Source organism: Kitasatospora sp. NPDC056651 (assembly GCF_042792155.1).
Taxonomy (GTDB): Bacteria; Actinomycetota; Actinomycetes; order Streptomycetales; family Streptomycetaceae; genus Kitasatospora.
Genome location: NZ_JBHTWX010000011.1, coordinates 83,751 through 110,679 on the forward strand (window position 1 = coordinate 83,751; position 26,929 = coordinate 110,679).

General features: G+C 73.4%; 16 protein-coding genes and 2 rRNA genes. 3 read left to right on the forward strand and 15 right to left on the reverse strand.

Annotation, left to right across the window (positions count from 1 at the left end):
- Window positions 1-197: 197 nt before the first annotated feature.
- The 3 genes from ACFRAR_RS07480 to ACFRAR_RS07490 all read right to left on the reverse strand — a co-directional run bounded on the left by ACFRAR_RS07480 (window position 198) and on the right by ACFRAR_RS07490 (window position 3,377).
- Window positions 198-1,349 (reverse strand): AI-2E family transporter, encoded by a 1,152-nt coding sequence (locus ACFRAR_RS07480; protein ID WP_380695796.1) that lies wholly within the window; start codon window positions 1,347-1,349, stop codon window positions 198-200.
- Between the two features lie 148 nt (window positions 1,350-1,497).
- Window positions 1,498-1,692 (reverse strand): DUF3046 domain-containing protein, encoded by a 195-nt coding sequence (locus ACFRAR_RS07485; RefSeq protein ID WP_380695798.1) that lies wholly within the window; start codon window positions 1,690-1,692, stop codon window positions 1,498-1,500.
- A gap of 74 nt (window positions 1,693-1,766) precedes the next feature.
- The gene (locus tag ACFRAR_RS07490) at window positions 1,767-3,377 is read right to left on the reverse strand and encodes a S8 family serine peptidase (protein ID WP_380695800.1); all 1,611 of its coding nucleotides are present in this window, start codon (window positions 3,375-3,377) and stop codon (window positions 1,767-1,769) included.
- Between the two features lie 252 nt (window positions 3,378-3,629).
- Between ACFRAR_RS07490 and ACFRAR_RS07495 the strand changes: the two genes are divergently transcribed.
- Window positions 3,630-8,354 (forward strand): ATP-dependent helicase, encoded by a 4,725-nt coding sequence (locus ACFRAR_RS07495; protein ID WP_380695802.1) that lies wholly within the window; start codon window positions 3,630-3,632, stop codon window positions 8,352-8,354.
- Between the two features lie 130 nt (window positions 8,355-8,484).
- Here ACFRAR_RS07495 and ACFRAR_RS07500 read toward each other — a convergent pair whose 3' ends face one another.
- From ACFRAR_RS07500 to ACFRAR_RS07540, 9 genes are all read right to left on the reverse strand, one after another.
- Window positions 8,485-8,775 carry a hypothetical protein gene (locus ACFRAR_RS07500; RefSeq protein ID WP_380695804.1) on the reverse strand — a complete coding sequence of 97 codons (291 nt, stop codon included), beginning with the start codon at window positions 8,773-8,775 and terminating at the stop codon, window positions 8,485-8,487.
- A gap of 55 nt (window positions 8,776-8,830) precedes the next feature.
- Window positions 8,831-9,199: a helix-turn-helix transcriptional regulator gene (locus ACFRAR_RS07505; RefSeq protein WP_350739875.1), complete on the reverse strand. Its 369-nt coding sequence runs from the start codon at window positions 9,197-9,199 to the stop codon at window positions 8,831-8,833.
- 306 nt (window positions 9,200-9,505) lie between these two features.
- Complete coding sequence (locus ACFRAR_RS07510; RefSeq protein WP_380695806.1) at window positions 9,506-9,988, reverse strand: CinA family protein; 483 nt, start codon at window positions 9,986-9,988, stop codon at window positions 9,506-9,508.
- A gap of 16 nt (window positions 9,989-10,004) precedes the next feature.
- A complete protein-coding gene (gene pgsA / locus ACFRAR_RS07515) occupies window positions 10,005-10,643 on the reverse strand; it encodes a CDP-diacylglycerol--glycerol-3-phosphate 3-phosphatidyltransferase (RefSeq protein ID WP_380695808.1) in 639 nt (212 codons plus the stop codon).
- Entirely contained in the window at window positions 10,640-12,160 is a 1,521-nt protein-coding gene (gene rimO, locus ACFRAR_RS07520) for a 30S ribosomal protein S12 methylthiotransferase RimO (protein ID WP_380695810.1), read from the reverse strand. The genes pgsA and rimO overlap by 4 nt, the downstream gene beginning before the upstream one ends.
- A 96-nt stretch (window positions 12,161-12,256) precedes the next feature.
- Entirely contained in the window at window positions 12,257-13,120 is an 864-nt protein-coding gene (locus ACFRAR_RS07525) for a helix-turn-helix domain-containing protein (RefSeq protein ID WP_380695812.1), read from the reverse strand.
- 283 nt (window positions 13,121-13,403) lie between these two features.
- The gene (locus ACFRAR_RS07530; RefSeq protein WP_380695814.1) at window positions 13,404-16,079 is read right to left on the reverse strand and encodes a DNA translocase FtsK; all 2,676 of its coding nucleotides are present in this window, start codon (window positions 16,077-16,079) and stop codon (window positions 13,404-13,406) included.
- Window positions 16,080-16,223: 144 nt separating this feature from the next.
- Window positions 16,224-16,859: a response regulator gene (locus ACFRAR_RS07535; protein WP_380695836.1), complete on the reverse strand. Its 636-nt coding sequence runs from the start codon at window positions 16,857-16,859 to the stop codon at window positions 16,224-16,226.
- 294 nt (window positions 16,860-17,153) lie between these two features.
- Window positions 17,154-21,662, reverse strand: a complete 4,509-nt coding sequence (locus ACFRAR_RS07540) for a HAMP domain-containing protein (protein WP_380695838.1) — start codon at window positions 21,660-21,662, stop codon at window positions 17,154-17,156.
- A gap of 574 nt (window positions 21,663-22,236) precedes the next feature.
- Between ACFRAR_RS07540 and ACFRAR_RS07545 the strand changes: the two genes are divergently transcribed.
- Together ACFRAR_RS07545 and ACFRAR_RS07550 are read left to right on the forward strand one after the other, a co-directional pair.
- Entirely contained in the window at window positions 22,237-24,798 is a 2,562-nt protein-coding gene (locus ACFRAR_RS07545; RefSeq protein WP_380695816.1) for a SpoIIE family protein phosphatase, read from the forward strand.
- A 309-nt stretch (window positions 24,799-25,107) separates the two neighbouring features.
- Window positions 25,108-25,671: a GPR1/FUN34/YaaH family transporter gene (locus ACFRAR_RS07550; protein WP_380695818.1), complete on the forward strand. Its 564-nt coding sequence runs from the start codon at window positions 25,108-25,110 to the stop codon at window positions 25,669-25,671.
- 62 nt (window positions 25,672-25,733) lie between these two features.
- On the opposite strand, the gene ACFRAR_RS07555 is transcribed toward ACFRAR_RS07550, so the two are convergent.
- The 3 genes from ACFRAR_RS07555 to ACFRAR_RS07565 form a co-directional block, all read right to left on the reverse strand.
- Window positions 25,734-26,579 (reverse strand): phosphatase PAP2 family protein, encoded by an 846-nt coding sequence (locus ACFRAR_RS07555; RefSeq protein WP_380695820.1) that lies wholly within the window; start codon window positions 26,577-26,579, stop codon window positions 25,734-25,736.
- A gap of 59 nt (window positions 26,580-26,638) precedes the next feature.
- Window positions 26,639-26,755 (reverse strand): 5S ribosomal RNA (rrf, locus tag ACFRAR_RS07560).
- Between the two features lie 81 nt (window positions 26,756-26,836).
- A 23S ribosomal RNA gene (locus ACFRAR_RS07565) occupies window positions 26,837-26,929 on the reverse strand; the annotation flags it as partial.

The window sequence follows — 26,929 nt, forward strand, 5'->3', positions numbered from 1 at the left end:
GTGCTGTGCGCTTCATCGTCCTCGACGCTAGCGCGTCCCACTGACAAACGAGACCGACCGGGCTCGGCCTGTGGAAAACTCCTCGCCGGAGAGTACAAAGAACATCTGTTCGATTCAAGCCTCGCACGTCCGCGCCGTGCCGCCCCCACGTCCGCGCCGTGCCGCCCCGGAGACACCCCGGGGCGGCACCCCCGGGGTCACCCCCCGTCCCCGCCGGCCCCACCGTTCCCGCCGACCATCCGGCGCAGCCGCCGGACGGCCTTCCGGCGCAGCTCCCGCCGGGCCCGCCGCTGCTCGCCCCGGTCGATCCGGGGATCGGTGGCCACCTCGTACCGCCGCACGTACGTCCCCACGAAGCCCTGGAGCGTCGCCGCCGCCGGGATCGCGATCAGCGCGCCCACCGCGCCGAGCAGCGCCGCCCCGGCGATCACCGAACCGAACGCCACCGCCGGGTGCACGTCCACCGTCCGCGCGGTGATCCGCGGCTGCAGCAGGTAGTTCTCGACCTGCTGGTAGACCACCACGAAGCCCAGCACCCACAGCGCGTCCACCGGATCCACCGTCAGCGCCACCAGCACCGGCAGCGCCCCGGCCAGGTAGGTCCCGATGGTGGGCACGAACTGCGACATGACGCCCACCCAGACCGCCAGCGCCGCCGCGTACGGCAGGTCCAGCAGCGCGAACATCACCCAGTGCCCGACGGACGACACCACCGCGAGCAGCGCCCGGGAGTACAGGTAGCCGCCGGTCTTGGCGAGCGCGATCTCCCAGGCCCGCAGCACCTCGGCCTGCTTGGCCGGCGGCAGCATCGAACAGACCGTCCGGCGCACCCGCGGGCCCTCGGCGGTGAAGTAGAAGGTGAACAGCCCGACCGTGAAGGCCTGGAACAGCCCGCCGATCAGGGTCGAGGAGACGCCCCAGACGTTGTCGGCCGCCTGCTGGACGTAGCTCTCGATGGCGCCGGAGTCCTTGAGCAATCGATTCTGCAGCTCACCCAGCGAGAGGTCCTGGTGGAAGGTCCGGTTGATCCACCCGATCAGGCTGTCGACCAGGTGCGGCAGGTCCCCGGCGATCTTCGCCACCTGGTCGACCAGCAGCGTGCCGAGCGCGGTGAGGAAGCCCACCACGGCGACCCCGACCGCCACGAACACCAGGAAGGTGCCGACCCCCCGCCGCACCCCGCGCGCCGCCAGCCGGTCGACGGCCGGCTCCAGCGCCAGCGAGAGGAAGAAGGACACCAGCAGCATCACGAAGAGGTCGATCAACTGCCGGAAGGCCCAGTCCGCGAACTGGAACGCCCCGACCAGCACCAGGAACAGCACCATCGCCCGCGGCAGCCAGCGCGGCATCCCGCCCCACGGGCTCCCGCCCGCCCGATCACCCGCGGACGGCTCCCCGCCGGTACCGTCGGCCTCCGGCACCACCCTGTCCGATTTCTTATGTTCTGCGCTGCTTGTCACCCGAACAGTCTGTCCCATGCCGCCCGGAGGCCGGCACTCAGCGCAGCACGCCGGAGATCCCCTGGGTGTCGCACACCGCGCGCCAGACGTCCTTGGCCTCCCAGCCCGCCTCCAGCGCCTGCCGCACCGTCCGCCCGCCCAGCTCGCTCATCACGTGGTCGCTCGCGAACGACTCCGCGTACGCCTCCCCGAAGTGCGCGTACATCCGTCGCCAGAACTCCGTCAGCCTCATGCCCCCAAGTATCCCGGGCCGGGAACGGCGCACCCACTCCCACCGCACCGGGCGAGCGTCCCGACCGGCCCCCGTCACCGGGGCAGCGTCAGCAGCCCCGCCCCGAAGTACTGCCGCTCCCCGCACGCGTGGGGCCCGGGAGCGCACCCGGCCGCCGCCGTCGCCGCCAGCAGGGCCGCCAGCCCGTCCGACCCCAGCTCCGGGTGCAGCGCCGCCGCCACCGCCACCGCCCCGGTCACGTGCGCGGCCGCCATCGAGGTCCCCGCCAGCGCCGCGTACTGCCCTTCCGGCCAGTCGGAGACGATCGCCCCCTGCGGCCCGCCGTCCGGGACGCCCCCGGGTGCGGCCAGCGAGACCCGCCCGCGCCCGTGGTTGGAGTAGCCGGCCGGGCGCCCGTCCCGGCCCACCGCGGTGACGGTCACCACCCCGGGCAGCTCGCCGGGGAGGCGCACGCACTCGGTGCCCAGGTAGCGGGTGCGGGCCGGCCCCGAGATCCGGTCGTTGGGGCTGCGGTCGTCGGTCCGCGGGGCGCCGAGGTCCTGACCGTCGTTGCCCGCGGAGGCCACCACCACCGCGCCCCTGCGCCGGGCGTAGTCGGTGGCCCGGCCGACGGCGGCGATCAGCGCGGCCTGGTCCGGGTCCTCGGGGCAGTTGTACTTCCACGGGTCGGCGAAGTAGCTGTTGTTGATCGCCCTGGCCCCGTGGTCGGCGGCCCAGAGCAGGCCGCAGACGATGTTCTCCGCGTAGTACTGCCCGAGCGGCCCCAGCAGCCGGACGGCGGCGATCCGCACGCCCGGCGCGACCCCGGTGACGCCGTGGCCGTCCCGGGCGGCGCCGACGATCCCGGCGACGTGGGTGCCGTGCCCGCTCTCGCCCACCCCGGGGTCGGGCCGCCAGACGCCGGTACGGGCGTCGGGCCGGCCGTCGGCGCAGGAGGCGGAGGCCTTCGGGTCGACGGCCGCGCGCAGGTCCGGGTGGGTGTCGTCGACGCCGGAGTCCAGCACCGCGACCAGCACCCGGCGCAGGGCCTCGGCGCCCGGCCCGGCAGCGGCGGCGTCACCGGCCCGGGCGGCGGCGCCCCCGAGCATCGCGAGGTTCCAGGCCCCGCCCTCCCCCGGGTCCGGGACCGTCGTGGTCCCGCCGTCCGCCCGGTCACCGGCTCTCCCCCGGCCGGATCGACCCTCGCCGACCCGATCATCGCCGGACCGAGCACCGCCGGACCGAGCACCGCCGGCCCGACCGTCGCCGGCCGCGTCCCCGTCCCGCCGGGCACCGGCCGCGAACTCCCCCGCGCCCGCCGTGAAGTCCCCCGCGCCCGCCACCTCCCGCGGCGGCGCGACCACCGGCACGGTCCTGGTCGCCCCGACGGCGGCGATCCCGGGCCGGGCCCGCACCCGCTCGGCGAACGAGCCGGCCGCGTACACCAGCGCGGCCCCGATCTGCGAATACTCCTGGACCACCTGCCCGCCCGCCGCCCGGCTCTCGGCCCCGGCCAGCGCCGCGCCGGCCGCGTCCGGCCCCTCGGCCAGCACCAGGTAGCTGAGGTAGGCCCGCCCGGGCCCGGACACGTACGGAACCGCGCCGCCCGCCACCAGCGCCGTGAGCACCATCCCGAGCAGCACCCGCGCGGGCCCGCCGATCCGGCGGCGCCGCACGGGCCTGCCCGACGGGTGCGCCTGCGCCATCGCTCGGTCTCCGCTCGCCGGTCCGGTCGGTCACGGGTGGCCGCCGATCCCGGGCGGATCGGCGGCTCCCGGTGGATCAAGCCCCCGGTTCCTCACGATATGAGCGGAATGTCGATCCTGCTCCCCGGCTTGCACCCTCTGCGGCCGGCGCCCCTTCCCGGCACCCGCCCCCGACGCCACCTCCCCGACCCCCTCCCCCGGCGTCCTCGCCCGCGGACCCCGCTTGTCAGTCCCACCCGGCACCATGGGGGCATGGCGCCCGAGCACCCGACCCCGCCCCTCGACGACCCCCTGGCCGGCTTCGCCCCGGCCACCCGGGCCTGGTTCGCCGGTGCCTTCGCCTCCCCCACCACCGCCCAGGCCGAGGCCTGGCACGCCATCCGGCAGGACACGGACGTCCTGGTGGTCGCCCCCACCGGCTCCGGCAAGACGCTGGCCGCCTTCCTCTCCGCCCTCGACCGGCTCAGCAGCACCCCGCCCCCGGCCGAACCCAAGCGCCGCTGCCGGGTCCTCTACGTCTCACCGCTCAAGGCCCTCGCGGTGGACGTCGAGCGGAACCTGCGCGCCCCGCTGGCCGGCCTGCGCCAGGCCGCCGTCCGGCTCGGCCTGCCGGAACCGGAGGTCCAGGTCGCCATCCGCTCCGGCGACACCCCGGCCGCCGACCGCCGCCGCTTCGCCACCCACCCGCCGGACATCCTGATCACCACCCCCGAGTCGCTGTTCCTGCTGCTCACCTCCGCCGCCCGGGAGGCGCTGCGCGGCGTGGACACGGTGATCCTGGACGAGGTGCACGCCGTCGCCGGCACCAAGCGCGGCGCCCACCTCGCCCTCACCCTGGAGCGGCTGGACGAGCTGCTGGACCGCCCGGCCCGCCGGATCGGCCTGTCCGCGACGGTCCGCCCGGTCGAGGAGGTGGCCCGCTTCCTCAGCCCCCGGCGCGGCGCCACCGTGGTCCAGCCCGCCTCGGCCAAGGACTTCGACCTCTCCGTGGTCGTCCCCGTCCCCGACCTGGACGACCTGCCCACCGCCCCGGCCACCGGCGGCTCCGCCGGCACCGACCCGCAGCGGCAAGCCTCGATCTGGCCGCACGTCGAGGAGCGGATCGTCGACCTGGTCGAGGCACACCGCTCGACCATCGTCTTCGCCAACTCCCGCCGCCTGGCCGAGCGGCTGTGCAACCGGCTGAACGAGATCGCCCACGAGCGCGCCACCGGCACCGCGATCCCCGAAGCGCACGCCCCGGCCCAGCTGATGGGCGGCTCGGGCGCGGCCAAGGGGGCGCCCCCGGTCATCGCCCGGGCCCACCACGGCTCCGTCTCCAAGGAGCAGCGCTCGCTCGTCGAGGAGGAGTTGAAGGCCGGCCGGCTGCCCGCCGTGGTCGCCACCTCCAGCCTGGAGCTGGGCATCGACATGGGCGCCGTCGACCTGGTCGTCCAGGTCGAGTCCCCGCCCTCGGTCGCCTCCGGCCTCCAGCGGGTCGGCCGGGCCGGGCACCAGGTCGGCGCCGTCTCCACCGGCGTCTTCTTCCCCAAGTACCGGGGGGACCTCGTGCAGTCCGCCGTGGTCACCGAACGGATGCGGACCGGCCGGATCGAGGCGCTGCGCGTCCCGCGCAACCCGTTGGACGTGCTCGCCCAGCAACTGGTCGCGATGACGGCCCTGGACACCTGGCCGGTGGACGAACTGCTCGCCGTGGTCCGCCGTGCCGCCCCCTTCGCCACCCTCCCGCAGTCCGCCTTCGACGCGGTGCTCGACATGCTGGCCGGCCGCTACCCCTCGGACGCCTTCGCCGAGCTGCGCCCCCGCCTGGTGTGGGACCGGGTGGCCGGCACGGTGACCGGCCGCCCCGGCGCCCAGCGCCTGGCCGTCACCTCCGGCGGCACCATCCCCGACCGCGGCCTGTTCGGCGTCTTCATCGCTGGCAGCACGGAGTCCGATTCGGCGACGGGCAGGAAGGGCGGCGGGCGACGGGTGGGCGAGCTCGACGAGGAGATGGTCTACGAGTCCCGCGTCGGCGACGTGTTCACCCTCGGCACCACCTCCTGGCGGATCGAGGAGATCACCCACGACAAGGTGCTGGTCACCCCCGCCCCCGGCATCCCCGGACGGCTCCCGTTCTGGAAGGGCGACACCCTCGGCCGTCCGCTCGAACTCGGCCGCGCCCTCGGCGCGTTCACCCGCGAGCTGAGCGCCCTCCGGCCCGCGGAGGCCACCGAGCGGCTCAAGCGGGCCGGCCTGGACGACTGGGCCGCCGCCAACCTGCTCGACTACCTGGCCGAGCAGCGCACCGCCTGCGGCCACCTCCCGGACGACCGCACCATCGTGGTCGAACGCTTCCGGGACGAGCTCGGCGACTGGCGGATCGTCATCCACTCCCCCTTCGGCGCCCAGGTGCACGCCCCCTGGGCGCTCGCCCTCGGCGCCCGGCTGCGCGAGAAACACGGCCTGGACCCGCAGGTCATGCACGCCGACGACGGCATCGTGCTCCGCCTGCCCGACGCCGACCTGCTCGCCCTCGACTTCGACTTCGGCGGCCCGACGGAGCACCCGGGTGCGGACGAGGCCCCGGTCGGCGCCGACGCCGCCCTGTTCGACCCCGGCGAGATCGAGCAGCTGGTCACCGAACAGGTCGGCGGCTCCGCCCTGTTCGCCTCCCGCTTCCGCGAGTGCGCCGGCCGCGCCCTGCTGCTCCCCCGCCGCAACCCCGGCCGCCGCACCCCGCTCTGGCAGCAGCGCCAGCGCGCCGCCCAACTGCTCGAAGTCGCCTCCGAGTACGGCTCGTTCCCGATCGTCCTGGAGGCCGTCCGGGAGTGCCTCCAGGACGTCTTCGACGTCCCTGGCCTGGTCGAGCTGATGGGCGACCTGGAGTCCCGCGCCGTCCGCCTGGTCGAGGTCACCACCGCCGAGCCCTCGCCCTTCGCCCGCTCGCTGCTGTTCGGCTACGTCGCCCAGTTCCTCTACGAGGGCGACTCCCCGCTCGCCGAGCGCCGCGCCGCCGCCCTCGCGCTCGACTCCCGGCTGCTGTCCGAACTCCTCGGCCAGGCCGAGCTGAGCGAGCTGCTCGACCCGCAGGTGCTCACCGAGCTGGAGGCCGAGCTCCAGCGCCTCACCCCCGAGCGCCGGATCAGGGACGCCGAGGGCGTCGCCGACGCCCTGCGCCTGCTCGGCCCGCTCACCGAGGCCGAGTTGACGCTCCGCGGCGCCGAACCGCTCTGGGCCCTGGAGCTGGAGGCCGCCCGCCGGGTGATCCAGGTCCGGATCGCCGGCGAGCGGCGCTGGGCCGCGATCGAGGACGCCGGGCGGCTGCGCGACGCGCTCGGCACCCCGCTGCCAGTCGGCGTCCCGGAGGCCTTCACCGAGCCGGTCAAGGACCCGCTGGGCGACCTGATCGCCCGCCACGCCCGTACCCACGGCCCGTTCACGGCCGCCGAGGCCGCCGCCCGCTACGGCCTCGGCAGCGCCGTCGTCACCGGCACCCTGCACCGGCTGACCGCCGCCGGCCGCCTGGTCCAGGGCCAGTTCCGACCGGCGGGAGGCCCCACCGGCCCCGAGTGGCACCTCACCCCCGAGTGGTGCGACGCCGAGGTGCTCCGCCGGCTGCGGCGCCGCTCGCTGGCCGCCCTGCGCCAGGAGGTCGAGCCCGTCCCGCCGCGCGCCCTGGCCGCCTTCCTGCCGCAGTGGCAGCACCTGGCCGGCCACGGGCTGCGAGGCCCGGACGGCCTGCTCCGGGTGGTCGAGCAGCTCCAGGGCACCGCCCTGCCCGCCTCGGCACTGGAGAAGCTGATCCTCCCGGCCCGGCTCGCCGACTACTCCCCCGGTCTGCTGGACGAGTTGACGGCGGCCGGCGAGATCGGCTGGTGCGGCGCCGGGGCGCTGCCCGGCAAGGACGGCTGGCTCAGCCTGCACCTCGCCGAGAACGCCCACCTGCTGCGGCCCGATCCCGTCCCGCCCGCGCTCACCCCGGTGCACGGCGCCCTGATGTCCGCGCTGGCCGGCGGCTACGGCCTGTTCTTCCGCCAACTCGTCCAGCAGCTCCCGGAGGAGACACCGGAACCGGAGGTCGTCGAGGCGCTCTGGGACCTGGTCTGGGCCGGTTACGTCACCAACGACACCCTCGCCCCGCTGCGCGCCCTGCTCGGCTCCGGCCGGACGGCGGGCGCCACCGCCCACCGCGCGCCCCGCTCCACCCCGCGGGGCCGTTACGGCGGTGCCGGGCGTCCCTTCGGCCGGGTGGGCGGCGCGGCGCGCAGCGGCCCGGCGACGGTGGCCGGGCGCTGGTCGCTGCTGCCCTCCTTCGCCGCCGACCCGACGGTCCGGGCCACCGCCCAGGTACAGAGCCTGCTGGACCGGCACGGCCTGCTCACCCGGGGCACGGTGGCGGCCGAACGGGTGCCCGGCGGCTTCGCCGGGGTGTACCGGGTGCTCGCCGCGATGGAGGAACGCGGCCGGACCCGCCGGGGCTACTTCGTCGAGGGCCTGGGCGGCGCCCAGTTCGCCATGGAGGGCGCGGCCGACCGGCTTCGCTCGGTCCACGGCCGGCTGGAGCGGGCCCGGGCCGCCGAGTGGCCGGCCGCCCCGGCCGGCGAGCCGCCGCAGGCCCTGGTGCTGGCCGCCGCCGACCCGGCCAACGCCTACGGCGCCGCCCTGCCCTGGCCCGAGCCGCCCACCGCCCCCGGCGGCAAGGGGTCCACCGCCCACCGCCCGGGCCGCAAGGCGGGCGCCCTGGTGGTCCTGGTGGACGGCGAGCTGGCGCTGTACGTCGAGCGCGGCGGGAAGTCCCTGCTGGCCTGGCCGGAGGACGAGGGCACCCGGGCGCTGGCGGCGGGGGCGCTCTCGGCGGCCGTCCGGGAGGGCGCGCTCGGCAGCGTCACGGTCGAACGCGCCAACGGCGAGCCCGCCCTGGGCTCGGCCCTCGGCCGCGCCCTGGAGGACGCCGGTTTCCACGCCACCCCGCGCGGCCTGCGCCTGCGCCCCTGAGCCGGACGCCGAGACGCCGGGCACCTGGACGCCGGACGTCGGACGCCGAGGCCACGACGACGGCCGGAAGGCCGTGAGAACGCCGGAGGCCGCGGAGTCCAGGACCCCGCGGCCTCCTGCCACGTTCGAATCACCCGATCGGCGGCGGCTGCGCCTCCACCGGCCCCTCGCGTCGGCGCCGGACCGGTCCGGTCGCCTTCCAGTCGGCGTGGACCGGAATGAGACCGAGCCCCCAGCCGCCGGCCGCGAGCAGTCCCAGCGCGGCACCGTCGGCCAGCTGGCCCCGGACCACCAGGAGCCACCAGGCGAGCCCGGCCGCCGAGGCCGCCAGCGCCCACCGCACCGGATGCCGCACCCGGAGGAACAGCCGCGCCCGGGCCCGTATTCGGGCCGTCGGGCGCGTCTGCGCGTCTGTCGGCACGACCGCCCTCCCTTCGCTCGCCCCGGGCAGGGGCGCCCGGGAGTCGAGGCCGGGATCAGGCGGCGACCACGTCCATCGCGGCGGCCTTGGGCGACAGGTTCGCCCGGTCGGTGCCGGGAGCGGGCAGTGGAACCGGTTCGAGTACCGGCCTCAGCAGATCACCTTCGGAGAGGGTGGCCATCGCCGCAAGTTCGGCGAGCGACAGTTCGTCGCTGACCTCGCGCATGACCTCGGACATCCGGACGTCGAGTGCGTCGCAGATGGCGGAGAGCAGCTCCGAAGAGGCCTCCTTCTGTCCCCGCTCGACCTCGGAGAGGTATCCGAGCGAAACCCTGGCGGCCGCCGACACCTCGCGGAGTGTGCGGCCCTGGCGCTGGCGCTGCCGACGCAGTACATCGCCCAGTAGGCGACGAAGCAGGATCATCGGTGCCTCCCTCCTCGGACTGCGGATCGAGATGTCACGACCCCACCGTACCGCCTTGCCCGCTTCGCGTGCGGGGACCCTGGTCGTGTTCACTCTGGGCTGCAAGGCCGTCCCCCTCCTGTTTCCGGTGTCCTACCCGGGTTCGCGGGCCCCTCGTGGTACCCGACGCGGCCCACCCGGCCACCGTCACGCAACTCGTTCGCCACCTGGTTCTTGCCCCACCAGGGTGTTGGATGTAACACGATCCTCCAGCTGTCCCGTGCCCGCGCACCGGATCGACGGATCCGGATCCCTCCCGGCGGGCCCCTAGCGCGCGATCCGGCCGACCAACAGCTCCAGCGCGGCGGTCACCGCCCCGTGACGGATTGTGGCACGACCGCCGGACAGCAGGGGCGAACTGACCAGAGTTCCCCCCGGGCCCGCGACCGCCAGGTGCACCGTGCCCACCGGCTGCCCGTCCTGCGGATCCGGCCCGGCCACCCCGGTCGTCGCCAGTCCGTACGTGGCTCCCAGCATCGCGCGCACGCCCTCGGCCATCTGCCGGGCCACCACCGGGTGGACCGGCCCGTACACGTCCAGCAGGCCCTCGTCCACCCCGAGCACCGAGGCCTTCAGCTCGGTCGCGTACGCGGTGACCGAGCCGCGGAAGGTCGCGGACGCACCGGGGACGTCCACCAGTGCGGCGGCCAGCAGCCCCCCGGTCAGCGACTCCGCGACGGCCAGCGTGCCGCCCTCGGCCCGCAGCGCGGCGTGCGCCCGCTCGGCCAGTTCGTAGTCCCGCTCCGCCACCCGGCTCTCCCGTCGCTCAGCGGCCCGCGTTCGCCGCGGCCTGTCCCTCGCGGCGCAGTCGCAGCGCCTGTCCGATGTAGTCCAGCGCGGTGCCGACGGTCAGCAGCACCGCCAGTCCCATCAGCACGGCCCGCCCGGTGGCCAGCCAGCCGGTCAGGTGCAGGACGTACATGCCGACCGCGGTGCCCTGGGTCAGCGTCTTGAGCTTGCCGCCGCGGCTGGCCGGGATGACCCCGTAGCGGATCACCCAGAAGCGCATCAGCGTGATGCCGAGCTCGCGGGCCAGGATCACCACGGTGACCCACCAGGGCAGGTCGCCGAGCAGCGAGAGGCCGATCAGCGCCGAGCCCATGATCGCCTTGTCGGCGATCGGGTCGGCGATCTTCCCGAAGTCGGTGACCAGGCCCTTGCGCCGGGCCAGTTCACCGTCGAACAGGTCGGTGATCATCGCGATCGCGAACGAGGCCCAGGCGACCGAACGCCACTTGGGGTCGTGCCCGCCGCCGGCGAACAGCAGCGCCACGAAGACCGGCACCAGCAGCACCCGGACCATCGTGAGCACGTTGGCGATGTTCCAGACCCCCGGGGCGGACGGCGCCGCGGCCACCGGTCTGCCCGGGTGGGCCGCGGCCGGGGCGCCGGGCCCCTTGGTCATTCGCCGACTCCCGGGGTCTCGGCTCCCACGGCCTCGACCGCCGCGGCCTCGGGCAGGCGCACCTGCTCCAGCACCTCGGCGATCAGGTCGACGCCCTCACTGGCCACGACCTCGGCCCGCCAGAACTGGCCGACCTTCGGGTCCTCGACGCCGTGCAGGGTGGTCAGGCCGTCGGTCTCCGGAGCCTGGTGGGCGGAGCGGCCCTCGACCACGCCGTCCTCGACCGACTCGATCAGCACCTCGACCTCGGTGCCGATCCGCTGCTCGGCGCGCTGGGCGGTCATCTCCTCGGCCAGCCGGCTCAGCCGGTCCAGCCGGTCGGCGATCACGTCCTCGGCGAGCTTGCCGTCGTAGGTCGCGGCCTCGGTGCCGTCCTCGTCCGAGTAGCCGAAGACGCCGATCGCGTCCAGCCCGGCGTGGGTGACGAAGCGCTCCAGCTCGGCGAAGTCCTCCTCGGTCTCACCGGGGAAGCCGACGATGAAGTTGGACCGGGCGCCGGCCTGCGGGGCCTTGCCGCGGATGGTGCCCAGCAGCTCCAGGAACTGGTCGGTGGAGCCGAAGCGGCGCATCCGGCGCAGCACGGCGGGCGCCGAGTGCTGGAAGGACAGGTCGAAGTACGGCACCACGTCGGCGGTCCCGGTCATCGAGTCGATCAGGCCGGGGCGCATCTCGGCCGGCTGGAGGTAGGACACCCGGACCCGCTCGACGCCCTCGATCGAGGCGATCTCGCCGAGCAGCGTCTCCAGCAGCCGGATGTCGCCGAGGTCCTTGCCGTACGAGGTGTTGTTCTCGCTCACCAGGACGATCTCGCGCACGCCCTGCCCGGCCAGCCACTGGGCCTCGTGCAGGACGTCGGAGGGGCGGCGGGAGATGAAGGAGCCGCGGAAGGCGGGGATGGCGCAGAAGGAGCAGCGCCGGTCGCAGCCGGAGGCGAGCTTGACCGAGGCGACCGGGTTGTCGTCCAGCCGCTTGCGCAGGGTGCGCGGGCCGGAGGCCGGGGCGAGGCCCTCGGGCAGGTCGGCGATCGGCTCGGCGGCGGCCTCGGCGCCGTGGCCGGGCAGCGCGACGGCTTCGGCGGCGGTCTGCCGCTCGGCCGGGCTGATCGGCAGCAGCTTGCGGCGGTCGCGGGGGATGTGCGGGGCGTGGTGGCCGCCGGAGAGGATGGTCTGCAGGCGGTCGGAGATGTCCGCGTAGTCGTCGAACCCGAGCACGCCGTCCGCCTCGGGCAGCGCGTCGGCGAGCTCCTTGCCGTACCGCTCGGCCATGCAACCCACCGCGACGACGGCCTGGGTGCGGCCGTGCCCCTTGAGGTCGTTGGCCTCCAGCAGGGCGTCCACCGAGTCCTTCTTGGCGGCTTCGACGAAGCCGCAGGTGTTGACCACGGCGACGTCCGCCTCGGCGGCGTCGTCGACGAGCGACCAGCCGTCGGCTTCCAGTCGCCCGGCGAGTTCCTCGGAGTCCACCTCGTTGCGGGCGCATCCGAGCGTGACAAGGGCGACAGTACGGCGTTCAGGCATAGGGCCAAGATTAACGCGCGGGCTCCGGTGCCGTTCGCCCCGGAGGCCGCGCGCCTCGGATCAGCTGATCATCAGTGGGCCGCCCGGCCCCTGTGGTCAGCCCGCCTGCGGGTCTCCGGGGGTGTACGTGACGTGCACCACCTGGCCGTCCTTGCCGAGGAGGCCGAGGTCCTTCCCGTTGACGTACGCGTGCACGGCCCCGCCGTTGCCCAGCACCAGCTTGATCTGCTTGGGATCGGTGAAGGTCTGGTCCTGGCCGTCGCTGATGTTGTTCTGGAACAGCGACTTGCCGCCGCCGTCCGTCGCGGAGACCCAGCTGGTGCCCTCGGCGACCAGCTTCACGGTGACCTTGTCGGCCGGGACGGCGGCGATCGCGGCGGCGCTCGGCGCGGGCGCCGGCGGCTGCACGGCCGTCGTCGCGGCGGGGGCCACCGAGCCGGTGCCGGAGCCGCTGGGCAGCGGCGCGCTGGCCGAGCCGGTGGTGCCGTGCCCGCCCTTGCCGCTGACCAGGTTGAAGCCGATCAGCGCGACCACGGCGACGATCGCGGCGACCATGGCGGCCGCCCAGTTCGGCCGGCCGCGGCGGGGCACCTTGATCGGGCCGCTGTCGACCAGCTGGGTCGCCGGGCGCTTGGCGGCGGGCGAGCCGCCGTGCGCGGCGTCGTACCGGGCGACCAGCGCCTCGCCGTCCAGGCCGACCACCCGGGCGATCAGGCGGATGTGCCCGCGGGCGTAGAAGTCGCCCCCGCAGCGTTCGAAGTCGTCCGCTTCGATGGCGTGGACGATCGGCACCCGTACCCGGGTGGCGGTACTCACCTGGTCCACCGTGAGCCCCGAGTCGATCCGGGCGGTGGACAGCACCCGGCCGATGCTCGGGGCATCGGCCGCGTGCGCCGCGTCGTCGGTCGGCTCGACGGACGACGGGGCGTTCTCGTGGTCGGGGGACTTGCCGATGGTCACGGGGCACGCCTTTCGAGCGGATGGCCACCTGCTGGGGAACAGTCTAGGGGCGTGGGCGGATCGTTTCTCAAGCGGAACGGGCCGAATGTGCGCGCCCGATCCCGCCGGAGTCCGACGCCCCGCTGACACGCCGTCAGCGGGGCCCGGAAAGGGAACCCCGGGTTCCCTTTCCGCCGTGTGACGCGGCGTACGGACGTTCGGTTCCCCATACGCCGCCTACCCTCCTCCGAACGAGTGACACCTCGCTCAGGACACGGCCCGGGCCCCCGCACGGCCCCCCGGATCAGCCCCTCAGGGTGACCAGCACCCCGTCCAGCTCGTCGGGCTTCACCAGCACGTCACGGGCCTTGGAGCCCTCGCTCGGACCGACGATCCCGCGCGACTCCATCAGGTCCATCAGCCGGCCCGCCTTGGCGAAGCCGACCCGGAGCTTGCGCTGGAGCATCGAGGTGGAGCCGAACTGGGTGGAGACCACCAGCTCGGCCGCCTGGATCAGCAGGTCCAGGTCGTCGCCGATCTCCTCGTCGATCTCCTTCTTCGGCCCGCCCCCGACCGTCACGTCGTCCCGGTAGACGGCGGTCAGCTGGTCCTTGCAGTGCTGCACCACCCTGGCGATCTCCGCCTCGGTGACGAAGGCGCCCTGCATGCGGATCGGCTTGCTCGCGCCCATCGGCAGGAAGAGCGCGTCGCCCTTGCCGATCAGCTTCTCCGCGCCGGGCTGGTCCAGGATGACCCGGGAGTCCGCCATCGCGGAGGTCGCGAAGGCCAGCCGGGACGGCACGTTGGCCTTGATCAGACCGGTGACCACGTCCACCGAGGGCCGCTGGGTGGCGAGCACCAGGTGGATGCCGGCCGCGCGGGCCAGCTGGGTGATCCGGACCACCGAGTCCTCGACGTCGCGCGGCGCGACCATCATCAGGTCGGCCAGCTCGTCGACGATCACCAGCAGGTACGGGTACGGCGTCAGCTCGCGCTCGCTGCCCAGCGGCGGGGTGACCTTGCCGGCCTTCACCGCCGCGTTGAAGTCGTCCACGTGCCGGAAGCCGAACGCCGCGAGGTCGTCGTAGCGCATGTCCATCTCGCGCACCACCCACTGGAGGGCCTCGGCGGCCTTCTTGGGGTTGGTGATGATCGGCGTGATCAGGTGCGGGATGCCCTCGTACGCGGTCAGCTCGACCCGCTTGGGGTCGACCAGCACCATCCGCACCTCGTCCGGGGTGGCCCGGGCGAGGATCGAGGTGATCAGGCAGTTGATGCAGGACGACTTGCCCGCGCCGGTCGCGCCGGCCACCAGGATGTGCGGCATCTTGGCGAGGTTGGCCATCACGGTGTGGCCCTCGACGTCCTTGCCCATGCCGACGACCATCGGGTGGGTGTCCTCGGCGGCCGTGCGCGAGCGCAGCAGGTCGCCGAGGTTGACCATCTCGCGGTCCCGGTTGGGGATCTCGATGCCGACCGCGGACTTGCCCGGGATCGGGCTGATGATCCGCACGTCCGGGCTGGCCACCGCGTACGCGATGTTCTTGGCGAGCGCCGTGATCCGCTCCACCTTGACGGCCGGGCCGAGCTCGACCTCGTAGCGGGTGACCGTCGGCCCCCGGGTGAAGCCGGTGACCCTGGCGTCCACCTTGAACTCGGCGAAGGTGCCGGTGAGCTGGGCGACCACCTCGTCGTTGAGGGCGCTGCGGGCCTTGGCGGGGCCGCCACGCTCCAGCAGGTCGAGCGAGGGCAGCGCGTAGGTGACGCCCTCGCCGAGCTGGAGCTGCTCCATCCGCACCGGCGCCTCGCCGTGCTCCTCGGGAGCGCTCGGGCCGCCGCCGCGGGCGGCCGGGACGGCGGGCTCCTCCGGCGGGGCGGTGCGGTCCTGCACCTGGTGCATCATGTCCGCCACCGCGGAGGACGCGGGCACGCCGTAGACCAGCGCACCGTCCAGGTCGGCGGCCGCGCCGGCGGCGAGGTCGCGGGTGGCGTACGGGTCCAGCGGCTCCTTGTCCAGCGAGATCCGCTCGGCGTCGTCCGGGTCGTCGTCCTGCCGGCGACGGCGGCGGCGCCGGCGGGCGGCCACCTCGTCGCCCGGGTCGTCACCGTCGGTGTCCACGGTGAACGGCAGCGCGTCGGGGTCGGCGTCCTCCGGCGGGTCGGTGGACAGCTCGCGCTCCGGCGTACGCCCCCAACGCTCCTCGTCGTCCGGCCCTGGCTCGACCACGCCGAGCCGTATCCCGACCCCGCGCACCCGCTCGCCGATCCGGTTGATCGGGGTGGCGGTCACCACCAGCAGGCCGAAGAAGGACAGCAGCAGGAGCAGCGGCACGGCGAGGGCCGGCCCCGCGGCGGCCATCATCGGCGTGGACACGGCCCAGCCGATGATCCCGCCGGCCGCCCGTATCCGGGAGGCGCCGCTGCCCATCATGGGCGCGCCGCAGCCGATGTGGACCAGGCCGAGGACACCGACCAGCAGCGCGCTCAGCCCGATCACGATCCGGCCGTTGGCCTCCGGCAGCTCCGGGTGGCGCCAGAGCCGGATGGCGATCGCGGCCAGCAGGAACGGCACCAGCACGTCCAGTCGGCCGAACATGCCGGACACCACGGCGGTGGCGCCCTCGCCCAGCCAGCCCTGCGGGCTGAACCAGGTGCCGGCCGCGGTCACCAGCGCGAGCGCGAACAGCAGCAGGCCCACGCCGTCCTTGCGGTGGTCCGGGTGGAGGTTCTTGGCCCCGTCGCCGAAGCTCCGGAAGATCGCGGCGACCGGGCTGGCCAGCGCGTTGAGCGCGCCCATCAGCACCGACCTGGACTGCTTCGGCGGCGGTGGGGCCGACTTCGACGCCGTCCTCTTCGCGGGAGCCGCCTTCTTCGCCGCCGCCTTCTTCGCGGGCGGCTTGCCCGGGGCCTTCGCCGCGGCCTTCTTGGACGGTCCCGGACTCGACTTACGTGCTGCGTTCCCGGGCGTGCGAGTGGCCATGGGTCAGCAGCCTACCGGGGCGGGCGACCACTGCACACGTGCCCGAGCCCGGGCGCCCGGCCGTGTCGCAGACACATCGTCACACTGACCGGGTTTCACCCGGTCGCTCCACGGAACCACCCGGAAGGGTGAACCGGCTGGGGATCAGGAGCTGCCCGGCCGCATCGCGTCCAGGGCCCGGCGCAGCCCCACGAGCTTGCGCTCCAGGTGCGCGGCGGTGGCGGCCACCCCCGCGTCCTCGACCCCGTCCAGCTGCTTGCCGAGCGCCTCCGCCTGCTCCTCGACCGCCGCCAGCCGCGCGGACAGCTCACCCAGCAGCGCCCCGCCGAGGGGCTGCTCGCCGCCCTCCTCCAGTTGCAGGCGCAGCAGCGCGGCCTGCTCCTTCAGCTGGCAGTTCTTCACGTACAGGTCGACGAAGACGGAGACCTTGGCGCGCAGCACCCACGGGTCGAAGGGCTTGGAGATGTAGTCCACCGCGCCGGCCGCGTAGCCGCGGAAGGTGTGGTGCGGGCCGTGGTTGATCGCGGTCAGGAAGATGATCGGGATGTCCCGGGTGCGCTCGCGGCGCTTGATGTGCGCGGCGGTCTCGAAGCCGTCCATCCCCGGCATCTGGACGTCCAGCAGGATCACCGCGAAGTCGTCGGTGAGCAGCGCCTTGAGCGCCTCCTCGCCGGAGGCCGCGCGCACCAGCGTCTGGTCCAGGGCCGAGAGGATGGCCTCCAGCGCCAGCAGGTTCTCCGGTCGGTCGTCGACCAGGAGGATCTTGGCCTTCTGCATCAGGGCTCGCCCTCCTGTCGCCTGCCTGCCGCTCGGTGCAGGCACCCGCGTACTGCCCACCGCTACCCCGGTCATGCTAGCCGCACCCCCTCGCCCGGCACATCGCTCCGTCGTGACCCGATCCGGAGCGGCGCGCAGTCAGTGCTCCGGCGCGCGCTCACCAATGAGTCGCCATCCGGTCACTGTTCGCAACGATCGGTGACCTTACCGGGTTCCCGGGTCCGTCCGCCAGCAAGCCGGCCGCCCGGCAGGTGTGAATCCCGGGGCCCGGCCCGGGATTCACACCCGCCACCGCCGTCACGCGCGGTCGCCGTTCAGCCACTCGTTCATCACCGACAGCAGGTGGTCGGTCTCCACCGGCTTGGTGATGTGGTCGGTGGCGCCCGCCTCCAGGGACTTCTCCCGGTCGCCCTTCATCGCCTTGGCGGTCAGCGCGATGATCGGCAGGCCCGCGTACTGGGGCATCCGGCGGATCGCCTCGGTGGTCGCGTAGCCGTCCATCTCCGGCATCATGATGTCCATCAGGACCAGCGCCACGTTCTCGTGCTGCTCCAGCATCTCGATGCCCTCGCGGCCGTTCTCCGCGTACAGGACGGTCAGGCCGTGCTGCTCCAGCACGCTGGTGAGGGCGAACACGTTGCGGACGTCGTCGTCCACGATCAGCACCTGCTGACCGTCGAAGCGCCGCCCGGCGGCCGCCGGGCGCGGCGGGGCGGGCTCCATCGCCCGCGGCCCGGCGGCGCCCTCCAGGGCCGCGCTGCGCCGGCGCTCCACCGCGCCGCGGCGGCGCTCCTCGGCCAGCTCGCGGACCTCCTGGGCCCAGTGGTCGGCCGGGTTCTCGCCGACCGGCACCGGCAGTCCCACCGGGGTCACCCCGACCATGGCGCGCGGCGCCAGGCCGTTCGACGCGGTCTGGCGCGGCTCGCCGACGGGCTCCGGGGCCTCGGTGCGCAGCGGCAGGTAGAGCGTGAACGTGGAGCCCTTGCCCAGCTCGCTCTCGGCGTGGATCTCGCCGCCGAGCAGCCGGGCGATCTCGCGGCTGATCGACAGGCCGAGGCCGGTGCCGCCGTACTTGCGGCTGGTGGTGCCGTCGGCCTGCTTGAACGCCTCGAAGATCTCCCGCAGCTTGTTGTCGGGGATGCCGATGCCGGTGTCGGAGACCGCGAAGGCGATCAGCTCGTCGTCCGGGCCCTGGATGGAGCCGGACTCCAGCAGCCGCTCGCGCACGTGCTGCGGGGTCTCCGGGCCGGCCGGGCGGATCGAGAAGTCGACGGCTCCGGCGTCGGTGAACTTCACCGCGTTGGAGATCAGGTTGCGCAGCACCTGCTGGAGCCGCTGCTCGTCGGTGTGCAGGGTGACCGGCAGGGCGGGCGAGACCCGGACGGCGAAGTCCAGGTTCTTGTCCAGCGCGACCGGCTGGAAGGTGGCCTCCACGTAGTCGACCAGCTGGACCAGGGCGATCCGGGCCGGGCGGACGTCCATCTTGCCGGCCTCGACCTTGGACAGGTCGAGGATGTCGTTGATCAGCTGGAGCAGGTCGGAGCCGGCACCGTGGATGGTGTCGGCGAACTCGACCTGCTTGGGCGAGAGGTTGCCCTCGTTGTTGTCGGAGAGCAGTTTGGCCAGGATCAGCAGCGAGTTGAGCGGGGTGCGCAGCTCGTGCGACATGTTGGCGAGGAACTCGCTCTTGTACCGGGAGGCCAGGGCGAGCTGCTCGGCGCGCTCCTCCAGGACCTGCCTGGCCTCCTCGATCTCGCCGTTCTTGATCTCGATGTCGCGGTTCTGCTGGGCGAGCTGCTCGGCCTTCTCCTGCAACTCCTCGTTGGTGCGCTCCAGTTCCTCCTGGCGCGCCTCCAACTCGGCGGATCGCATGGAGAGTTCGGCGGTCAGTCGCTGGGACTCCAGCAGCAGGCCCTCGGTCTTGGTGTTGACGCTGATGGTGTTGACGGTGACGCCGATCAGGTCGGCGATCTGGTTCAGGAAGTCCAGCGCCACGGTGGTGAAGGAGCTGAAGGTGGCCAGTTCGATCACGCCCAGCAGCCGGCCCTCGAACAGCACCGGCAGCACCACGATGTGGGCCGGGGAGGCCTCGCCGAGCCCGGAGGCGATCTTCAGGTACCCGGGCGGCGCCTCCTTGAGGATGATCGCCCGCTTCTCCACCGCGGCCTGGCCGATCAGCGACTCGCCGGGGCGGAAGGTGGTCGGCATCGCCCGCCGCTGGTAGCCGTAGCTGCCGATCAGGCGCAGCACCGTGTCGTTCTCGTCGTCGTCCTCGGTGATCAGTTCGGCGGTGCGGCCGGCCGGCTGGGCGAGGAAGAAGGCGCCGTGCTGGGCGGAGACCACCGGGGTCAGCTCGGTCATGATCAGGGAGGCGACCGCCTCCAGGTCCCGGCGACCCTGGAGCAGGCCGGAGATCCGGGCCAGGTTGGTCTTGAGCCAGTCCTGCTCCTGGTTGGTGCGGGTGGTCTCGCGCAGGTTGGCGATCATCTGGTTGATGTTGTCCTTGAGCTCGTCGAGCTCGCCCGCGGCGTCCACGTCGATCCGCAGGCTCAGGTCGCCCCTGGTGACCGCGGTGGCGACCTGGGCGATCGCGCGCACCTGCCGGGTCAGGTTGTTGGCCAGCTCGTTCACCGACTCGGTGAGGTCCTGCCAGGTGCCGTCCACGCCCGGCACCCGGGCCTGGCCGCCGAGCCGTCCGTCGGTGCCCACCTCGCGGGCCACCCGGGTGACCTCGTCGGCGAACGCCGACAGCTGGTCGACCATGGTGTTGATGTTGGTCTTGAGCTGGAGGATCTCGCCGCGCGCGTCGACGTCGATCTTCTGCGAGAGGTCGCCGCGGGCCACTGCGGTGATCACCAGGGCGATGTTCCGCACCTGACCGGTGAGGTTGTTCGCCATCTGGTTGACGTTGTCGGTCAGGTCCTTCCAGATGCCGGCCACCCCGGGCACGCTCGCCTGGCCGCCCAGGGTGCCGTCGGTGCCCACCTCGCGGGCCACCCGGGTCACCTCCACCGCGAAGGAGGAGAGCTGGTCGACCATCGTGTTCAGGGTCGCGGCGAGCGCCGCCACCTCGCCCTGCGCGTCGATGGAGATCTTCTTGGAGAGGTCCCCGCGGGCCACCGCACCGGCGACCTCGGCGATGTTGCGCACCTGTCCGGTCAGGTTCGACGCCATGAAGTTGACGTTGTCGGTCAGGTCCTTCCAGATGCCCGACACCCCGCGCACCCGTGCCTGACCGCCCAGGATCCCCTCGGTGCCCACCTCGCGGGCCACCCGGGTGACCTCGTCGGCGAACGCCGACAGCTGGTCGACCATGGTGTTGACGGTGGTGACCAGCTCCAGGATCTCGCCCCGGGCGTCGACGGTGATCTTCTTGGAGACGTCGCCGCGCGCCACCGCCGTGGTCACCTCGGCGATGTTCCGCACCTGACTGGTCAGGTTGTTGGCCATCAGGTTGACGCTGTTGGTCAGGTCCTTCCACGTCCCGGACACCCCGGGCACGCTGGCCTGGCCGCCGAGGATGCCCTCGGTGCCGACGTCCCGGGCGACCCGGGTGACCTCGTCCGCGAAGGCGCCCAGCTGGTCCACCATCGTGTTGATGGTGTTCTTCAGCTCCAGGATCTCCCCGCGCGCGTCCACCTGGATCTTCTGCGACAGGTCGCCCTTGGCGACCGCGGTCGTCACCTGGGCGATGTTGCGCACCTGATCGGTGAGGTTGTTCGCCATGAAGTTGACGTTGTCGGTCAGGTCCCGCCAGACCCCGGCCGCCCAGGGCACCTGCGCCTGACCGCCGAGCCGCCCCTCGGTGCCCACCTGGCGGGCCACCCTGGTCACCTGCTCGGCGAAGCCGGAGAGCTGGTCGACCATCGTGTTGATGGTGTTCTTCAGCTCCAGCATCTCGCCGCGCGCGTCCACCTCGATCTTCTGCGAGAGGTCCCCGCGGGCCACCGCCGTGGTCACCTGGGCGATGTTGCGCACCTGGCCGGTCAGGTTGTCGGCCATGAAGTTCACCGAGTCGGTCAGGTCCCGCCAGACCCCGGCCACGCCGGGCACCTGGGCCTGGCCGCCGAGCCGGCCCTCCGTGCCCACGTCCCTGGCCACCGTCGTGACCTGGGCGGCGAAGCCGTTCAGCTGGTCCACCATCGTGTTGACGGTGTTCTTCAGCTCCAGCATCTCGCCGGCCACCTCGACGGTGACCTTCCGGGACAGGTCGCCCTTGGCCACCGCCGTGGTCACCTGGGCGATGTTGCGCACCTGGGCGGTCAGCCGGCCCGCCATGGTGTTGACCGAGTCCGCCAGGTCCTTCCAGCTGCCGGAGACGCTGCGGACCTTGGCCTGGCCGCCGAGCTTGCCCTCGGTGCCGACCTCGCGGGCCACCCGGGTCACCTCGTCGGTGAACTCGGAGAGCTGGTCCACCAGCCCGTTGACGGTCCGCCCGATCTTCAGGTACTCGCCGCGCAGCGGGTGGCTCACCCCGTTGCTGTGCAGCGAGCGCAGCTCCATCTTCTGGGCCAGGTCGCCCTCCGCGATCGAGGTGAGCACCCGGCCCACCTCGGCCATCGGGCGGGCCAGGTCGTCGATCAGCGCGTTGCAGTTGTCGACCGCCGCCATCCAGGCGCCCTCGCCCGCGCCGGTCTCCAGCCGCTCGTTCAGCCGGCCCTCGCGGCCCACCGCCCGCCGCACCCGCGCCAGTTCACCCGTCAGGTGCTGGTTGCGCTCGGCGACCTCGTTGAACACCGCGGCGATCTCGGCCAGCGGCCCGTCCCCCGGGACGGTCAGCCGGCGGCGGAAGTTGCCGTCCCGCATCGCGGTCAGCGCCGACAGCAGCTTGCGCAGTTCGGCGGGCTCGGCACCACGGTTGTGGCTCGCCCGCCGCCCGGCCGCGTTCCGCGGCACGGCCCCGGGGCGCCCGCCGCGCGGGGCCGGCGGCGTCGTACCGGTTGCGTCCTTGGTGGCCGAACTCAACGGACCCCTCCCACGATCGTGAACTGTCCGGTGACCGTCCGTGCCGGATTGCGGCACGCACCCGGGAACCGGCCCGGCTGGGCTGCGTACCGGCGGCCTGCGGCACTCCGGCACCCACACGACCGTACTGCTCCCACCGGCCGTCGCGGACCCCCCAGTCTGGCAGCACCCGCGCCGAGTGCACGGCCGGTTGCGCTCGGTTCGTACCTCACCGTCCGAAACAGGTGGGCAGAATCACCCTCTGGTGCCTGTTTCGACTCCCCGTCCCCACGGGGAACCAACCGGAAAGTAGGGTGGAGCGCTGCACCGGGCCACGACCCGACCCAGCGCCGCCGCTCACCCCGACGGCGCGCACGGGGAGTCGGCGCCGCACCCCGGACAGCCAGGGCAAGAGCAGCAGAGGAGAACTGGCAACGTGGTCACCGCGCGCGCAGCCGCCACCTTCGGACCCGACGGCCGGTCCGCGGCCGCCGCCCGGGGCTTCGTCCGGGACGCGCTGCTCGGCTGGGGCCTGCCCGAGGTCGTCGACGACGCGGTCGTCCTGGTCAGCGAGCTCGTCACCAACGCCGTCGTGCACGCCGGCACCGCCGCGGAGGTCAGCTGCCTGCGCGAGGAGCAGACCGTCCGGATCGAGGTCACCGACCACCACCCCGAACGCGGCCTGCCCTCCCTCGGCGGCGTTCCGGTCGCCGACTCCGACCGCTACGCCGATCCCGACGGCGAGGGCGGCCGCGGGCTGCTGATGTGCTCCGCCCTCGCCGAGCGGTGGGGCGTCGAGTACGGGGCCGGCCGCAAGACCGTCTGGTTCCGCCTCGCCCTGCCCGCACACGTGCTCGGCACCCGCTACGCCGTTCCCGCCACTCCCGGCAGCGACCTGCCCAGCGGCCCCGGCCCGGTGCGCGTCGCCGTCATCCAACTCGACGAGGACGGCCGGGTACTGGCCTGGAACCCGGACGCCGAAGCGCTCTTCGAGTACCCCGCCGCCACCGTCCTCGGCCGCCCCTGGGCGGACCTCGCGGTCTGGCCCAAGTCCCCCGCCCGCGGCCTCGGCCTGACCGACACCCTGCGGATGGCCCGCTGGGAGGGCGGCTACGGCATCCGCCGCCGGGACGGCCACGAGATCGAGGTGTACGGCCTCCAGGTCCGGCTGCGCGACACCGAGGGCGTCCCCTCCACCCTCTGTCTGCTCGTCCTCGAAGCCGACCGCGCGGTGCTGCGCTCCCCCGCCCGCGCCCTGCCCGGCGAGAGCCCCGACCCGTCCGGCCCCCGGCTCGACCTGCTGGCCGGCCCGGTCGCCACCGACGACCTCGACACCCTCCTCCAGCGCACCGTCGAACGCGCCCGCGACCTGCTCGACGGCGACGCCGCGTACCTGCTGCTCACCACCGACGACGAGGCCGAGTTCGAGGTCCGCGCCGCCACCGGCCTCACCGCCGGACACCGCCGGCACGCCCGTTTCCCGGTCGAGACCGGCAACCGCTACGACTCGGCCCGGCTGCCCTCCGTCCACGAGGACCTCGTCACCCGGCCCACCGGCCTGCCCCTGCTCTCCGACAGCGGCATGCGCTCCCTGGTCACCGTCCCGCTCAAGGTCGAGGGCCGGCTGATCGGCTCGCTCGGCATCGCCGCCGCCGCGCCCGGCCGCTACGACAACGAGGACGCGCTGCGCCTCCAGTTCGCCGCCGACCGGGTCGCCCTCGCCGTCGAGAGCACCCGGCTGACCGAGCTCGAACAGCTCCGCCGCGGCTCGCTCTCCTTCCTGGTCGAGGCCTCCGACCTGCTGGCCGGCACCCTCGAACACGAGCAGACCCTCGCGCTGATGGCCCAGATGGCCGTCCCCACCCTCGCCTCCTGGTGTGCCGTCTACACCACCGCCGACCGCACCTCCCCGGCCCGGCTCGCCTTCGTCCTGCACGAGGACGAGGACCGGATCGACCCGCTGCGCGACCTGCTCGACAAGACCCCCGCCCCGGAGGCCGGCCCCAGCCACGGCGTCCGGTTCTGGACGGCACCCACCGAGACCGCCGAGGCCGGCGGCCTCACCGACGGCCCCGCTCTCGCCGGCCTGCTCGGCGAGACCGTCGTGCTCGCGCTGACCGCCCGCAACCGGGTCATCGGCCTGCTGGTGCTCGGCGTCCCGGCCGGCGTCCGGTTCCGCCAGGAGATCCTCGAACTCGCCGAGGACCTGTCCCGCCGGGCCGCCCTCGCCCTGGACAACTCCCGTCTCTACTCCGAGCGCACCGCCACCAGCCAGGCCCTCCAGCGCAGCCTGCTCCCGCCGGACCTGCCGGAGATCCCCGGCGTCGAGGTCGACGTCTACTACCAGGCGGCCGGCGAGGGCAACGAGGTCGGCGGCGACTTCTACGACCTGTTCCCCATCCGGGAGGGCACCTACGGCTTCGCCATCGGCGACGTCTGCGGCACCGGCCCCGAGGCCGCCTCGGTCACCGGCCTGGCCCGGCACTCGCTGCGGCTGCTCGCCCGCGAGGGCCTGGACGCCCCGCAGGTGCTGCGCCGGCTCAACGCGGCCATCCTGGACGAGGGCTCGCGCAGCCGCTTCCTCACCCTGCTCTACGGCGAGCTGACGCCCCGGCCGGACGGCAGCACCGAGCTCTCCCTGGTCTGCGCCGGCCACCCGCTGCCGCTGCGGCTGCGCACCGACGGCCAGGTCGACCGCGCCGCCACCCCGCAGCCGCTGCTCGGCGTGATGGACGACCTCGACCTCACGGCCGAGACCCTGGTGCTCGCCCCGGGCGAGGTCCTGCTGTGCGTCACCGACGGGGTCACCGAACGCCGCGAGGGCCGGCGGATGCTGGGCGACGACGGCCTCGCCGAGGTGCTCACCGGCTGCACCGGCCTGACCGCCGGCGCGGTCGCGGCGAGGGTCCAGCGCGCGGTCGAACGTTTCGCCCCGGAGCCGCCGTCGGACGACATGGCGATCCTGACCCTGCGGGTGCCCACCCAGCGTCAGGTCTGAGCCCCCCGGGCTCAGGCCCCAGACCGTACTGACGCAGTCACAAATTGTTATATTCACAACGGTACAAGCGAACCGAGCAGGGTAGACCGATACCACCGGGACATCTCCCGGCGGGAACCTGACCAGCGGTTCCCCGTCGGCCCATCACTTGCGATGGCCCATCACTGACGCCCGCAGCCCGCGCACGCTCACCGCCGTGCGCCCTCGGCACGGCCACCCGCGGCCCCCGTCTCCGCTCATCTCCACTCGTCACGACGACACCACAGCGTCACCGCGCCCTGCGCGCGCCCAGAGTGAAAGGAGCCTCCGGTGAGCAACGACGCTACCGAGGCAACCAACGCCCGTTCCACCGGAGCCGACGCGAGAAACCTCGGCCACCTCGCGCTCGGTCTCACCCTTCTCGCCTACGGCCTGCTCTCCACCGGCATCCTGCACGGCGCCGGAGTCGGGGACGCGGCCCGTCTCGCCCACGTACTCGGCGGCATCACCCTCTTCCTCGCGGGCCTCTGGCAGCTCCGCGGCGGCGACGGCTTCACCGGCACCGCCTTCGCCAGCCTCGCCGCCTTCTGGGTGACCTGGTCGGTGGCCGGCGGGGCGGGCAAGAACGCCGCCGGCCTGTTCCTGCTGCTGTGGGCGCTGCTCGCCCTCACCCTCACCGCGGCGAGCTGGGGCGCGGGCCTGCTCAGCCGCGCCGTCTACGGCCTGCTGGCGCTCTCCCTGCTGTGCTCCGCCATCGCCACCTTCGGCGGCTACGGGGGGCTGGCCAAGGCCGCCGGCTGGATCGCCGCCCTCTCCGGGCTCGCCGCCTGGTACTGGGCCACCTCCGCACTCAGCAACGGCTCCTGGGGGAAGGTCAACCTGCCGGTGAAGTGACCTGCCGGCCGACCGACCTCGGTCCTGGCTCGGCCACGGACCGGTCCTGGCTCAGCCTCGGCTCAACCGACCTGCTCCAGCGGCTCGTCGGCGGTACTCCGGGGCCGGTTCTCCGTCTCGGCGGCGGCCCGGCCCCGTCGGCGTGCCGCCAACGCCAGGACGGCGTAGGCGAGGAGCAGGATCGCCACGGCCACGATGCCGTCCAGCCAGAAGTGGTTGGCCGTCACCACCACCACGGCGACCGTCAACACCGGATGCAGCACCATCACCCAACGCAGCGAACTCCGTGACACCCGGATCACCGCGACCGCCGCCAGGACGCACCAGGCGACGTGCACCGAGGGCATCGCCGACAGCTGGGCCGCCACCACCACACCGCCGACCGCTCCGCCGTACACCGACTGTCCGTACTCGGCGGCCACGTCGACGAAACCGTTCTGCGGCAGCATCCGCGGCGGCGCCACCGGGATGAACTGCACCATCAGACAGACCGCGGTCGTGATCACCACCGTGTTGCGCACCCACGCGTACCGCTCTCGGTGCCGCAGGAACACCCAGAGCAGCACGCCGAGCATGACGGCGAAGTGCATGACCGCGTAGTAGTAGTTCGCCAGCCTCACCAGCACCGGGTACGGCGTGACCGCCTTCTGCCACGAAGCCTCGTCCGGCAGTCCGATCACCTGCTCGGTGTGGTGGATCCAGCTCGCACGGTCCAGCGCGTGGTCCGTACTCATCACCGAGAGGTGCCCGACCAACTGCCAGAGCGCGAACAGCGCCAGTAGCGTGCCGGCCTCCCGCAACAGTGCCGACAGCGCCGGCTTCCGGCCCTTCACCGCGGCGTACGCACCCGCGTGGAGACCTATCGCGGCAGCCCCGGCGGACTGCCAGGTCAGGGTCAGATTCTGCATTGGCAGAGGGTAACGCAAAAAGCCCCTTCCCGGATGGGAAGGGGCTTTTCGGAATAATTGTTCGGCGGCGTCCTACTCTCCCACAGGGTCCCCCCTGCAGTACCATCGGCGCTGTGAGGCTTAGCTTCCGGGTTCGGAATGTAACCGGGCGTTTCCCTCACGCTATGACCACCGAAACACTATGAAACTGTCAACCGCACACCCGAAAAGATCGGGCGGGTCGTTGTTTCAGAACAACACAGTGGACGCGAGCAACTGAGGACAAGCCCTCGGCCTATTAGTACCGGTCAACTCCACCCCTCACAGGGCTTCCATATCCGGCCTATCAACCCAGTCGTCTACTGGGAGCC